Below are 13,242 nucleotides of genomic sequence, written 5' to 3'. Positions count from 1 at the left end.
CCTTATATTTTATTAGTTCCTTGATCCTGAAACACGCGTACTTCACGTTGTGGAAAAGGAATTTGAATATTATATTCTCTAAACAACTTTGTTATAGTAAAGCGAATTTCACTTCGGGGTGTAGCCCCAGTAAAACTATTCCCAATAGTATACATCACTTTAAAATTCAAAGCACTATCTCCAAAATCTTCAAAAAAGACTATTGGCTCAGGAAATTGCAACACACTTTCATTTTCATTAACTGCCTGTAGCAGTAATTTTTTTACCAACTCAACATCACTATCGTAGGCAACTCCTACAGTAACAGCATCTCTAGTACTTTTACCATTTTGTGTCCAATTATACAAACTATTAGTTAAATATTGATGATTTGGTATAATTAACACTTTATTATCAATGGTGACAGCTCTAGTTGTTCTTAGTTTGATCTCTTCCACTCTGCCAATTTTGTTGTCTAATTCAATAATATCACCAACAATAACCGTTCGATCAATTAATATAAACACACCGGAAAGTATATCCTGAAACAATGTTTGCAGCGCCAGCCCCACACCCACTAATAAAGCAGCGGAGGCAGCTAGAATAGGGGTTAAATTAATTCCTAACATTTGAAATACCACAACACCTACTAAAGCATATATAAAATATTTAATAAAGCTTAGTAATGACTGAAATTTGGGTACGTTATCTTTTTCTAACCGACCAGTAATTAATTTTGTAATCAATCCGAGGGCATACCTAGTTATTATAAACGTTACAATAACGATCAATAACGAAAGAATACTAATTTTAAATGCGCCTAGTTCAAGTTTAAAAATTAATATTTCGCGTACTTTTTGCCATACATTTTCATCTAATGTATCGACAACCTTTTCAGCTATTTTTTGCTGTAAAATTAAGGTGAAATTGATTTTACCTAGGTTTAATATCATTTGCAACTATAAATCGTAGTGTTTTGCAAAACATGAATACTTATTTTGCATCACTTTGTAAGTACTATAATACTCATTTTAAAGATAACTTTAAAAACTGACAGTATTAAATTCGATTTTTCTATTTAATTAGGCTTAAATTGACTCTTTTTGATAATAAAAATTCAATGTGAAGGTAATTGTGTGTCTTATTTGTCAAATCACTCGTCATAAGAGAAACTTTTTATCATTATTTTTTAAAGTTATAATCTCCCAATAAAATTCACTCTTGAACATTCCTTAATCATTAAACACCTATTGTTATTGGTATTCGTGATATATATTGCGATACTAAAATTTACATTCGAAAATTGTAAAATTCTAAATTAAAGTTATTTACATTTTTTTTGTAAGGTTTCTTCTATTTAAAGACAAACTACCTATAAACGCAAAACCCACCCTATTAACTAAAACAGGATGGGAAAAAAATTGCTATGAAAAAGAAAATCACTTGAATTAACAAGTGTTTTATCAAATATAGACAAATTTTGGTATTAGAGCATCAATTATGAGAACATATCTTTTACTTTTTCAAAAAAAGATTTGTCTGACCTTTCAGGATTAGGGTAAAAATGCTCGTTATCCTTCATTTTTTCAAAAAAAGCTTTCTGCTCTTTTGTTAAAGTCTTTGGTGTCCAGACATTTACATGCACTAATAAATCACCTTTACCATAACCATTTAAACTTGGTATCCCCTTTCCGCGTAAGCGTAAAATTTTACCACTTTGCACACCTTCATCGATTTTGATACGTACTTTTCCTGAAACGGTATCTATTTCTTTTGAACCTCCTAAAACAGCTTCGGAAAAACTTATATATAGATCGTAATGTAAATTATCGCCTTCGCGTTGTAAGCTATCATGAACTAATTCTTCAATAGCTACTAAAAGGTCGCCTGCAAAACCATTTCCTGGTGCTTCATTCCCTTTACCTGAAACTTTAAGCTGCATGCCATCCTGAACACCCGCGGGTATTTTAATGCTAACCGTTTCTTCATTTACAATTAAACCTTGTGCATCAGCGCCACTTGGTTTTTTATCTATTTGTTGTCCACTACCTCCACAGGCATTACATGGCGCTGCGGTTTGCATACGCCCTAAAATAGTATTGGTAACACGGACTACTTGACCTGTTCCATTACAAGTACCGCAAGTCTTATAGGTAGTTCCTTGTGCTTGTATTTTTCTTTTGACTTTTACTTTTTTCTCAACACCGTTCGCTATTTCTTCCAGTGTGAGCTTTACTCGAATACGTAAGTTGCTCCCTTTAGCGCGTCGTTGACCGCCGCCTGCGCCGCCGCCGAAACCTCCAAAGCCACCGCCTCCGCCGAAGATATCACCGAATTGACTAAAAATGTCATCCATGTTCATCCCGCCGAAGCCACCGCCGCCGCCTCCATTTTCAAAGGCCTGATGTCCGTATTGATCGTAACGTGCTTTTTTATTTGGATCGCTTAAAACTTCATAGGCTTCAGCAGCTTTTTTGAAATTTTCCTCAGCTATTTTATCACCAGGATTTTTATCGGGATGGTATTGTACAGCCTTTTTTCGATAAGCTTTCTTAATTTCTGCAGCTGTAGCTCCTTTACTAATACCCAGTATGTCGTAAAAATCTTCTTTCATCTTTTCCTAATTAATTAGTTTCCCGTAACCACTTTAGGATAACGGATAATTTTATCACCAAGTTTATACCCCTTTTCCACAACATCAATGATTTTTCCTTTTAAATCATCGCTTGGAGCAGGAATTTGAGTGATTGCTTCATGAATATCAGCATCAAAAGTATCTGCACTATTCACTTCAACTTGTTCCAACCCTTTTAATTTCAAAATGTCCTTAAGTTTGTTATGAATAAGTGTTACTCCTTGCTTTAGGGCTTCATCTTCTGATTTTTCGATTTCTTTACCAGCCCTATCAAAGTCATCTAATACGGGTAATAGTGCTTGTAATACTTCCTGACCAGCAGTTTTAAATAACTCTATACGTTCTTTTGATGTTCTTTTTTTATAATTTTCAAATTCAGCAAACAAACGTAAAAATTTATCTTTTTCTACGGCAGCAGCTTCTTTTGCCAACGCTAATTCATCTTGTTCTTCAACAGCTGAATCGTTATTCTCTACTGTTTCTTTAACTTCGTTTTGATCCGTTCGATTTTCTAGGTTGGAATCAGGTATCACTTCATCCACAGTTTCCTTGGCTTTATTTTTTGTACTCATTACTATTCCTTTTTCTGTATAATTAAATTTGGATGCTTAAAATTGTTTGCAAAAGTACTGCCAATTCAATTGATATGCCAACATGTCATTAAATGTTTTTATTCTTCCAATTTTTGTAAAAAAATTGACACTAGTAACTACTATTTGTTTGACTTCAAAGTATTAAAATTCAACAAAAACAAACAAATTAGAGCGTTCATTTTTAACTCTATCCGTATTAATTTTAAGAATTTAATAAGATTTTAAGATTTTACAACCGTAAAACTTCTACTTTTGATATTGAAAATTTTAACAAAAACTTATTATAATGAAAAAACTATTCATCAATATTATTGCCGTTACAGCCTTAACCGCAAGTATTATTTCATGTAAAAAAAATAAAGAAGTAGAAACCACCGAAGCAAAAGCTGTTGAACAAGTGGTTACTGCCGAAAAGTATAAAGCAAATCCTGATCAAACTATGATTATGTGGAATGCACATAAATTAACAGGCGGCCACCAAGGAACAATAAACGCTTCAAACGGTTTAATTGAAATTAAAGGAAACGAATTAGTAGGGGGGAATTTTATTTTTGATATAAACACTATTGCATGTACTGATTTGCCTGCTGGAGAAAATAATGATAAATTAATAGGACACTTAAAAGGAGAAGACTTTTTTGACGTAGCAAAACATCCAAATGCAGCATTTCAAATTACTAGTGTGACACCAAAAGATGGAAAATCCGTAATAGCAGGTAACCTGACTATCAAAGGTGTTAAAAAGAATATTGAATTTCCTGCTACCGTAACTGTAAATGGTAACACTGCCAACATTACTAGTGACGAATTTGAAATTGATCGTACTGAATGGGATGTAAAGTATAACTCAGGAAAATTTGCTGATCCTGCTAAATTAGGAGATTACTTAATTAAAGATAACGTAGGTATTAAAATTGCTGTTACTGCATCAAAATAACTTATTATTAAATCATAAAAAAGCCAAACAAATTATTTGATTTGTTTGGCTTTTTTTTATGATCAACTAAATTAATAGTTACCTTGAATAATTAGGTGCTTCCTTTGTAATGGTAACATCATGCGGATGACTTTCATTAATTCCGCTTGCTGTAATTTTCACAAAACGTCCATTCTCTTTTAAATCTTCAATAGTTCCTGCACCACAATATCCCATACCTGCACGTAAACCTCCAACAAACTGATGAATACTTTCATTCAATTCTCCTTTATAGGCTACTCTACCAACAATTCCCTCTGGCACTAGTTTTTTAATATCATCTTCCACATCTTGAAAATAACGATCTTTTGATCCTTTTTTCATAGCCTCAACAGATCCCATACCTCGGTAAGATTTAAACTTTCTTCCCTCGTAAATAATAGTTTCTCCTGGTGATTCTTTTGTACCTGCCAGTAAGGAACCTAGCATTACACAGTCGGCACCAGCAGCAATCGCTTTTGGAATATCTCCAGTGTAACGTATCCCTCCATCGGCAATAACTGGCACTCCAGAACCTTTTATAGCTGCTGCTACTTCTAATACTGCTGAAAATTGAGGAAATCCAACTCCTGCCACAACACGTGTAGTACAAATTGATCCTGGACCAATACCAACTTTTACGGCATCCGCTCCTGCTTCAACTAAATATTTTGCTGCATCAGCAGTTGCAATATTACCCACAACTACCTCTAAGTCAGGAAAAGCTTCCTTAACCTGCTTTAATACATTAACCACACCTTTAGTATGACCATGCGCAGTATCAATAATAACAGCATCAACCCCAACGGCAACTAAAGCACTTGCGCGCTCCACTGCATCGGCAGTAACCCCCAAGGCTGCTGCTACACGTAAACGCCCAAACTGATCTTTATTTGCATTTGGTTTTTGAGTTAATTTAGTAATATCTCTAAAAGTGATTAACCCTACTAATTTGTTATCTTTATTTACAACAGGTAATTTTTCAATTTTGTTTTGCTGTAAAATAACTTCAGCGTCCTTTAAATTTGTTCCTTCCGAAACTGTAACCAAGTTAGTTCCCGTCATCACCTCAGTTAAAGGTCTTTCTTCATTTTTTTCAAAGCGTAAATCCCTATTGGTAACTATCCCTGCCAGCTTGCCATCATTATCAACAATGGGTATACCGCCAATTCTATGTTCGCGCATATTGGCTTTTGCATCGCCAACTACAGCAGTTAAAGGCAAGGTTACTGGATCGATAATCATTCCACTTTCAGCACGCTTTACTTTTCTAACTTCTCCTGCTTGTTGTTCAATGGTCATGTTTTTATGCAACACGCCAATACCACCCTCACGAGCCATAGCAATTGCCATGCTCGATTCAGTCACGGTATCCATTGCAGCCGAAATGATTGGCACATTAATGGTAATGTTTCTTGTAAATTTTGTTTGAATGCTAACCTCTCTGGGAAGGATTTCAGAAAATGCTGGGACTAATAAAACGTCATCGTAAGTTAAACCTTCTCCAACAATTTTTGATTCGTGTGCTATCATGGCAATTAAGGATTTAATTGCATGCAAATATAACCGTTTTTGATTAGACTAAACTATTTTATGAAATATTTATTGGTTATGTATTAAAACACTAGTAAACCAAAACAAAATACTGACTTTGAACAAATTAATTTAACAGCTACTAACTTTACTTTTTTATAAATACCCCTATTATTAACAAGGCTACATATATTAAGCTATTATTTAAGGATAAATACTATCCCTTGTCCAATCCCACAGTAACACATTCCATGTATCCGTAGCATCAGTAAACGTATGAATAACTACAAATCCTATAGCCAAATGCGCATGCATAGAAGGTTTATTACTTGATGAAACTTCAGTGACGCAATAATCAATTTTTTCAGCGTATACTTGTTTGTGCATACATATAATGCTTTAAAAATACCCTGTCGCTTATATTTTAATGCTACACAAATTTGCCCCATAACGTAATAATTTAAGGTATTAAGTTAAGCATCCATTAAACCTGATTATTTCAAATGTGGTAAACATGGGCACTAGTACAGGAACCAAATTTTTAAATGCAGTAAGCATTACAAGTGCATAACCTACCACTTTATTATCAATAACAGCAATTACATGAGCAGCATTATCATTTAGCTTTTTTATGGTTTCAAAATTATGAATCACAGTTACGAATCCTTTTTCTTTTTGATCACTTTGTGAAATAGTAGTCTAGTGATTTGCTTTTTGAATCGCTAAAATTTGATGCAGTTCCGAATTGTTTTCAACAAGTTTTAGTTCCATAATTAGCCCTGATACACATTTATTGAAATTTGATCGCTTTAATAGGAGCAATTTTAGTTATTACATACGACGGTATCCAAAGTACTAAAACGCACAATACCAAAGTCCCCATATTTAACGCTAAAATTTGTTGCACATTTATATGTACTGGAGCATACTTTACATAGTAATCCGAAGGGTTGAGTGTAATTACTTTAAAATAATGCTGAATGGCAATTAAGGCTAAACCTATTGTATTGCCCCAAAAAAGACCTTTCAATATTATATAAGTAGCGTTGTACATAAAAATTTTTCGAATACTTACATTGGAACTTCCCATTGCTTTAAGCATGCCAATTAATTGTGTGCGTTCTAAAATAAGTACTAAAATTGCAGTAATCATATTTATGGCTGCTACTAATATCATTATACCGATAATTCCAGCAATGTTGAAATCAAACATGTCCAACCACTGAAAAATATTGCCATATTTTTGAGCTATTGATGCGCTGTCCAAATTAGAAGGAATGCTTTTATATACTGAAGCATTAATACGGTTTACGGCATCAAAATCGGATACAAAAACTTCAAAAGACCCAACTTGATCTTTTTTCCATTTGTTTAAGCGTTGTATATGCCTAATATCAGCAATTAAAAATGTTTTGTCAAAATCCTCGTACCCCGAATTGTAAATCCCCACTACCGTAAAAGACCTTAAATTAGTGCGCGCCTTATCATTTTTCAAAAAGTAAGTTACCACTTTATCACCTAACTTGTAACCTAAACGTTTTGCCAAATAACTTGAAATTAGAATTTCTTCATTCAATTTATTTTTATAATCAGGCAACCTGCCTTGTTCAAGGTAAGTTTCAAAAACGTCCCACTTGTAATCAGCCCCTACTCCTTTTACCAAAATACCTTCAAAATCAGTAGACGTACGCACAATTCCAGCTTTAGTTGCCACACCCTGTATATGCGTTACTTCAGGAACCTCAGTAAAATTAGGATAAAAAGTTTGTTTTGTAGGTATTGGCCTAACCGAAACCTGACTTGAATTATTGTCGAAATTAGAAATTTCTATATGTCCATTAAAAAGTGCTATCTTTTCACGAATTTTACATTGCAAACCAACACCAGTGGCGATTGCAATAAGCATCATTACAACGCCTAACGCGATAGCTATAATAGCTATTTTTACAATAGGCGATGAAATATTTTTGGCAAAAGCCTTTTCTTTAATCAGCCTTTGGGCTATGAAATACTCAAAATTCAATGTATAAGAATCTATTTAATCTTCGAAAAATATGTTTTTCTTGGTTACTGACCTTTTTCAAAAATACATTTTTAATACTTGTCTTTCCTTTATTTTCTTGTGGAATACCAAATACAACTAAAAACACTGTTCTAAAAACGAATGATTCACTCGTAACACCAGTAAGCAAATCGTTTAAAAAACCGATACTGACAGGTGCTGCGCAAATTGATACGTATATTAAACTTCTTACAAAAAAAAATATTGCCATTGTAGGAAATCCAACTAGTATTGTTTTTAGTAAAAACAAACAAACCGTTCATTTGGTAGACACCTTACTTAAGCATCAAATACATATAAAAAAAGTATTTGCTCCTGAGCATGGATTCCGAGGAACGGCCGATGCGGGCGAGGTTGTTAAAAATGGTAAAGATGTTGCTACTGGATTACCAATAGTTTCCCTTTACGGGAAGAATAAAAAACCTAGTCAAAAAATGCTTTCGGGGATTGATCTTGTAGTGTTTGATGTTCAAGACGTGGGAGCTCGATTTTACACCTACATTTCCACATTACACTATATTATGGAAGCTTGCGCAGAAGCTAAAATTCCAGTTATTGTTTTAGACCGGCCCAATCCAAATGGTCATTACATAGATGGTCCAATTAGAAAAGCTGCATACAAAAGCTTTGTAGGATTACATCCAATACCAATTGTGCATGGAATGACTATTGGTGAATATGCCCAAATGATTAATGGCGAAGGTTGGCTGCAAAACAGCTCCCTGTGTGAATTAACCGTTATTCCACTAAAAAACTACACTCATAATACAGCATATTCATTACCCGTTAAGCCGTCTCCAAATTTACCTAACGACCAATCTATTAATTTGTATCCTAGCTTGTGTTTGTTTGAAGGCACTAGAATCAGCGTAGGTCGTGGAACTGATTTACAATTTCAAATTTATGGTGCTCCGCAATTGCCAAAAACCGATTTTAGTTTTACGCCAGTGCCTAAAGCTGGTGCAAAACATCCAAAATTTGAATACGAACTCTGTTTTGGAGAAAATTTAAAGAATCACAAAAAACTAAGTCAATTAAACTTAAAATGGTTACTTAAAGCTTACAAGGAAAGCCTGAATAAAGACGATTTTTTTACTTCGTTTTTTGAAAAACTAGCAGGTACAGATCAGTTAAGAAAGCAAATTACATCGGGAGTATCCGAAAAAGAAATAAGAGCATCGTGGCAAAAAGATTTAGACCACTTTAAATTAATAAGAAAAAAGTATTTGCTATATCCTTAATCACTTTTTCTAAATTATATTTACCAATAAAATTAACATATGCTTCAAAAATTTAGAATACTTGCTCTGTTGGAAGGCATTTCGTTTTTAGTGATCCTTTTTGTAACCATGCCCTTAAAATACCTATTTGAAAATCCTATGCCCAACAAAATCATTGGCATGATTCATGGCGTTTTATTTTTAGGATATGTTGTTTTTACATTTTTGCTCAAAGCAGAATTAAATTGGTCTACCAAAAAAACAGCCCTTATTTTAGCATGCTCAATTATTCCTTTTGGTACCTTTTGGGCTGACAAAAAGTATTTAAAAAACTAACGCTGTTTCTCCTTTTTGTTTAATACTCCAAACTGCTCTTTTAATTTTTCAACAATTTTTAAAGTAGCTGGACAAATTGAAGTATTTGCGAGAGTAACGTGATTTAGCTGGTGAAAGCGTTTTCGATTGGTATGTGGATATTCCGAACAAGCTTTGGGACGCACATTATAAATTAAGCAATAGTTGTCGGATGCTAAAAATTCGCAGGGAGTATTTTTAAATACCTGATCTCCATCGTTATCTACGGTTACGTATTTTTTTTCAAAATCTACAGCTTTCATTTTCAAATGTTTTGCAATGCGCTCAGTGTCTCGATCAGTAATAATAGGTGCGGTAGTCTTACAACAGTTAGCACACTCCAAACAATCAATCTGGTCAAAAGTTTTTTCATGCAAATCTTGCATCAATACGTCCAGTTTTTTTGGTGGTTTCTGGCGTAAGCGCTCTAAAAACTTTTTATTTTCTTTATATTGCTCTTTAGCTTGTTGGGTTAGCTTATCAATTTCCTCTTGCATACAGCAAATGTATAACATAACTTTACACCCACCATGGAAAATGATATTTTTGGCGCTGCTATTACTGACCACTTTACTTCAGGCATTGACAACTCAATTACGGTGAAATCAAGTGAATTTGATGATGACGAAATTCCTGTACCCTACCTTTTCAGGTCATACGCTGAAATGCCCAAAATAGAACAAAAAGCACTCAATTTATCCTATGGCAACGTACTTGATGTTGGATGCGGTGCAGGTAGTCATTCCTTATTTTTACAGAACAATGTCAAACTTAAGGTTACTGCCATTGACACTTCTGCCGGAGCGATTACTATTTGCAAAAAAAGAGGGGTGAACTCCGCCTTTACGGAAGACTTTTATAGCCACAAGGGAACTTATGATACTATTTTATTATTAATGAATGGTAGCGGTATAGTTGGCACTTTAAATAAGTTCAAATTATTTTTTGATGCGCTAAAAACCTTATTAAATCCTGGCGGTCAAGTTTTAATTGACTCATCGGACTTAATTTATTTATTTGAAAACGAAAATGGTGAATACTGGGTTGACGCCTCCCAAGGTTATTACGGAGAAATGAACTATCAATTAGAATATAAAAACAAAATCAGCCAAAAATTTGACTGGTTGTATGTTGATTATAACACCCTACAGCGAGCTGCTATAGTTCATGATTTTAAATGTGAATTAATTACCGAAGGCAACCACTACGATTATTTAGCTAAGCTAACTTTATAACACGTACCCTTTTTCGGCTAATAATGCCGTCATTGATTTATACAAACCTCTACTCCAGTTTTCACTAATTTCACTCACTGATTTATTAAGCGCATCACTTTCATCCAATATTTTTTTTCCTGTTGGAGAATTATAAAAAAATGACATTTTATCGCGATCCTCTTGGGTTAATTTTGTTTGATCTTTAATCATTTGTTGCCCCGTAGGTGTTTTATAAAAATCAATCATATCATTTATCTCCACCTGATCAAAATGACTACGATAAGCGGATACCAACATTGCCTTAATTTGATTGATTGCTGTAGGTTTATGCTGACTTAATTCATCCCATACGGTATCTGGAACATTTTTTGATGCATATTGTTGTTTTAACATTACTAGTAAGGAACTTACTGCATGTTCATATTGCTCAGTTGTTCCGTTAATATTTAAATATTGCGTTACTGACTCCGTTAAAGTTGGCTGCTGCGCTATTGATTGTAAGGATATAATAAAAAATAATACTAAACCTATAAACCTGTTTTTCATAAATAATTGATTTTTATTGTGTGAAACAAATGTAATAAATTCAAAATAATGATACCAATTAAGACTTTTTTTAAAGTATTTGCACTAACATTTTTCATTATTGCCTGTGAGAGCGAGGAGTCAACTCCTACTCCAAATCCGAGGATTTTAAATTTACAAACAACTGGCGATTCCGCTAACGAATTATTGAGTGCTAAAACACACCAGAGTTTAGTTTTAGAACTAGTATCAGTAAAAGGTTTTGAACCCAGCAAAGAAGCTGTTGAAAACTTAAAAGATTTTATCGAAAAAAGAACGTTTAAACCCAATGGTATTAAATTGGTACAGCGCAGTATTGAAAGTACAAATAAAGAAAAGCTTACCATTCAACAAATTGATAGTATTGAACAAAAAAACAGAACTCAATTAAGTACCCCTTCCGAGCATGCAGTTTTTATTTATTTTTCTGATGCAACAGCAAAACCTAGTGATGATGAAACCGATATGCATGAGGGTCACATGGACAACAATATAGTACTAGGTTCAGCGTATAGAAATACATCCATAGTAGTCTACGAAAACACATTACGAAACCTTACCAGTCCTATACAAAATGAAAAAAGAAGAAAAGATATATTAACCCAAATTGAAACCTTTACATTACAACATGAATTTTGCCATTTATTGGGGTTAGTCAATTTAGGTACTCGATTACAAAGCCAACACGAGGATGTGGATGAAAACGGGATTCCTAACAGACATTGTAATGTTAAAGGTTGCCTTATGCAAGCCAATGCGCTTTTTGAAAGCGATTTAATGGGCAGTATTCGAGTTCTGGAACTTGATCCTTTATGTATTAAAGACTTACAAGCTAATGGAGGGCGGTAATTGTTGTTAGTTGTTCGTTATCTCACTCAGTAATTGCAGTGTAATAATCTTCAAGCATAACGTAGTTTTGTTCCAAACAATTATGTGTTATGACAAAAAGAACACCCAATTGAGACAAAAAATGATAACTATGACTTACAACTGCAAACTATCGCTTGAATTTCAAAGAACAGAATTAGAATTTATAAATAATCAAAAGAAACTGAAAACGATAAACTAAAACAGACCTCCCTGCACTGGACCTCTGGTTTTTCCTAAATGAGTATAAGCTAACTCTGTAACTTCTCTACCCCTTGGCGTACGCATAATAAATCCTTGCTGAATTAAAAAAGGTTCATAAACTTCTTCAATAGTTTCTGCACTTTCACTTACTGCAGTTGCAAGTGTAGTTATTCCTACTGGACCACCTTTAAACTTGTCAATGAGTGTTAACAATATCTTGTTGTCCATTTCATCTAAACCATGCGCATCTACATTAAGCGCTTTTAAGGCAAATTTGGAAATTTCAATATCAATTGAACCATTTCCCTTTATTTGGGCAAAATCACGCACCCTTCTCAACAAGGCATTAGCTATTCGGGGTGTTCCCCTGCTCCTTCCTGCTATTTCAATTGCCGCACGTACGTTAATCGGTACATTTAAAATACTGGCACTACGCTCAACAATTCCTGCTAGTAATTCCGTAGTATAATACTGTAACCTTGATTGTATTCCAAATCTAGCTCGCATCGGCGAAGTCAATAACCCTGATCGAGTAGTAGCGCCAATCAAGGTAAATTCATCTAAATGAATTTGCACTGTCCTTGCATTTGGCCCACTTTCAATCATGATATCTATCTTAAAATCTTCCATGGCCGAATATAAATACTCTTCCACAACGGGACTTAAACGGTGAATTTCGTCAATAAATAACACATCCCTTGGCTCAAGGTTTGTGAGCAACCCAGCCAAATCTCCTGGCTTATCCAACACAGGACCCGAAGTAATTTTAATGCCTACACCCAACTCATTAGCTAATATATGTGCTAAAGTTGTTTTGCCCAAACCAGGAGGTCCATGAAATAATGTATGATCTAATGATTCCCCTCGCATATTTGCAGCCTTCACAAAAACCTCTAAATTTTCAAGCACTTGAGACTGTCCAGCAAAATCACCAAAACTTAACGGACGTAAAGCTCTTTCAATATCGTGTTCTTGAGGAGTAAAATTTTCTCCAGATGGATCTAAATTAGTATTCAAAGTAAAAAATGTAAAAATGTAGATGATAAAAATAGCGAAACT

At 34.1% G+C, this 13,242-nt stretch carries 15 protein-coding genes; 5 read left to right on the top strand and 10 right to left on the bottom strand.

All coding sequences use genetic code 11. From position 1 onward, the window contains the following. Window positions 1-2: 2 nt before the first annotated feature. The 3 genes from GMC_RS0110700 to GMC_RS0110690 form a co-directional block, all read right to left on the bottom strand. Window positions 3-932, bottom strand: a complete 930-nt coding sequence (locus GMC_RS0110700) for a mechanosensitive ion channel family protein (RefSeq protein WP_010522128.1) — start codon at window positions 930-932, stop codon at window positions 3-5. 545 nt (window positions 933-1,477) lie between these two features. Further along, window positions 1,478-2,593 (bottom strand): molecular chaperone DnaJ, encoded by a 1,116-nt coding sequence (gene dnaJ, locus GMC_RS0110695; RefSeq protein ID WP_010522127.1) that lies wholly within the window; start codon window positions 2,591-2,593, stop codon window positions 1,478-1,480. 14 nt (window positions 2,594-2,607) lie between these two features. Further along, complete coding sequence (locus GMC_RS0110690) at window positions 2,608-3,186, bottom strand: nucleotide exchange factor GrpE (RefSeq protein ID WP_010522126.1); 579 nt, start codon at window positions 3,184-3,186, stop codon at window positions 2,608-2,610. Between the two features lie 307 nt (window positions 3,187-3,493). Here GMC_RS0110690 and GMC_RS0110685 point away from each other — a divergent pair, with 307 nt between their 5' ends. Continuing rightward, window positions 3,494-4,144: a YceI family protein gene (locus tag GMC_RS0110685; RefSeq protein WP_010522125.1), complete on the top strand. Its 651-nt coding sequence runs from the start codon at window positions 3,494-3,496 to the stop codon at window positions 4,142-4,144. Between the two features lie 78 nt (window positions 4,145-4,222). Here GMC_RS0110685 and guaB read toward each other — a convergent pair whose 3' ends face one another. The 4 genes from guaB to GMC_RS0110665 all read right to left on the bottom strand — a co-directional run bounded on the left by guaB (window position 4,223) and on the right by GMC_RS0110665 (window position 7,718). Beyond that, window positions 4,223-5,695 carry an IMP dehydrogenase gene (guaB, locus tag GMC_RS0110680; RefSeq protein WP_010522124.1) on the bottom strand — a complete coding sequence of 491 codons (1,473 nt, stop codon included), beginning with the start codon at window positions 5,693-5,695 and terminating at the stop codon, window positions 4,223-4,225. A gap of 204 nt (window positions 5,696-5,899) precedes the next feature. After that, complete coding sequence (locus GMC_RS22270) at window positions 5,900-6,082, bottom strand: hypothetical protein (RefSeq protein WP_029489723.1); 183 nt, start codon at window positions 6,080-6,082, stop codon at window positions 5,900-5,902. An 81-nt stretch (window positions 6,083-6,163) separates the two neighbouring features. Continuing rightward, window positions 6,164-6,349 carry a hypothetical protein gene (locus GMC_RS22265; RefSeq protein WP_029489722.1) on the bottom strand — a complete coding sequence of 62 codons (186 nt, stop codon included), beginning with the start codon at window positions 6,347-6,349 and terminating at the stop codon, window positions 6,164-6,166. A 136-nt stretch (window positions 6,350-6,485) separates the two neighbouring features. Further along, on the bottom strand, window positions 6,486-7,718 hold the full coding sequence (locus GMC_RS0110665; protein WP_010522123.1) for an ABC transporter permease: 1,233 nt from the start codon (window positions 7,716-7,718) through the stop codon (window positions 6,486-6,488). Between GMC_RS0110665 and GMC_RS0110660 the strand changes: the two genes are divergently transcribed. Continuing rightward, a complete protein-coding gene (locus GMC_RS0110660; RefSeq protein ID WP_010522122.1) occupies window positions 7,718-8,998 on the top strand; it encodes an exo-beta-N-acetylmuramidase NamZ family protein in 1,281 nt (426 codons plus the stop codon). The two genes, GMC_RS0110665 and GMC_RS0110660, sit on opposite strands and share 1 nt — an antisense overlap. A 39-nt stretch (window positions 8,999-9,037) precedes the next feature. Then, window positions 9,038-9,313, top strand: a complete 276-nt coding sequence (locus tag GMC_RS0110655) for a DUF3817 domain-containing protein (RefSeq protein WP_010522121.1) — start codon at window positions 9,038-9,040, stop codon at window positions 9,311-9,313. Here the strand turns inward: GMC_RS0110655 and GMC_RS0110650 are convergent. Continuing rightward, on the bottom strand, window positions 9,310-9,828 hold the full coding sequence (locus tag GMC_RS0110650; protein ID WP_010522120.1) for a YkgJ family cysteine cluster protein: 519 nt from the start codon (window positions 9,826-9,828) through the stop codon (window positions 9,310-9,312). The genes GMC_RS0110655 and GMC_RS0110650 overlap by 4 nt on opposite strands. 33 nt (window positions 9,829-9,861) lie before the next feature. Between GMC_RS0110650 and GMC_RS0110645 the strand changes: the two genes are divergently transcribed. Next, window positions 9,862-10,566: a class I SAM-dependent methyltransferase gene (locus GMC_RS0110645; protein WP_010522119.1), complete on the top strand. Its 705-nt coding sequence runs from the start codon at window positions 9,862-9,864 to the stop codon at window positions 10,564-10,566. Here GMC_RS0110645 and GMC_RS0110640 read toward each other — a convergent pair. Continuing rightward, the gene (locus tag GMC_RS0110640) at window positions 10,561-11,094 is read right to left on the bottom strand and encodes a DUF2059 domain-containing protein (protein ID WP_010522118.1); all 534 of its coding nucleotides are present in this window, start codon (window positions 11,092-11,094) and stop codon (window positions 10,561-10,563) included. The genes GMC_RS0110645 and GMC_RS0110640 overlap by 6 nt on opposite strands. A gap of 48 nt (window positions 11,095-11,142) precedes the next feature. Between GMC_RS0110640 and GMC_RS0110635 the strand changes: the two genes are divergently transcribed. Continuing rightward, on the top strand, window positions 11,143-11,961 hold the full coding sequence (locus GMC_RS0110635) for a zinc metalloprotease (RefSeq protein WP_010522117.1): 819 nt from the start codon (window positions 11,143-11,145) through the stop codon (window positions 11,959-11,961). Between the two features lie 216 nt (window positions 11,962-12,177). Here GMC_RS0110635 and ruvB read toward each other — a convergent pair whose 3' ends face one another. Then, on the bottom strand, window positions 12,178-13,200 hold the full coding sequence (ruvB, locus tag GMC_RS0110630; protein WP_029489720.1) for a Holliday junction branch migration DNA helicase RuvB: 1,023 nt from the start codon (window positions 13,198-13,200) through the stop codon (window positions 12,178-12,180). Window positions 13,201-13,242: the final 42 nt, after the last annotated feature.

Source organism: Aquimarina agarivorans (assembly GCF_000218485.1).
In the GTDB taxonomy this organism is placed as follows: Bacteria; Bacteroidota; Bacteroidia; order Flavobacteriales; family Flavobacteriaceae; genus Aquimarina; species Aquimarina agarivorans.
Note: the sequence above shows the minus strand (reverse complement) of the source record. Positions and strands in the feature narration are given on the sequence as shown.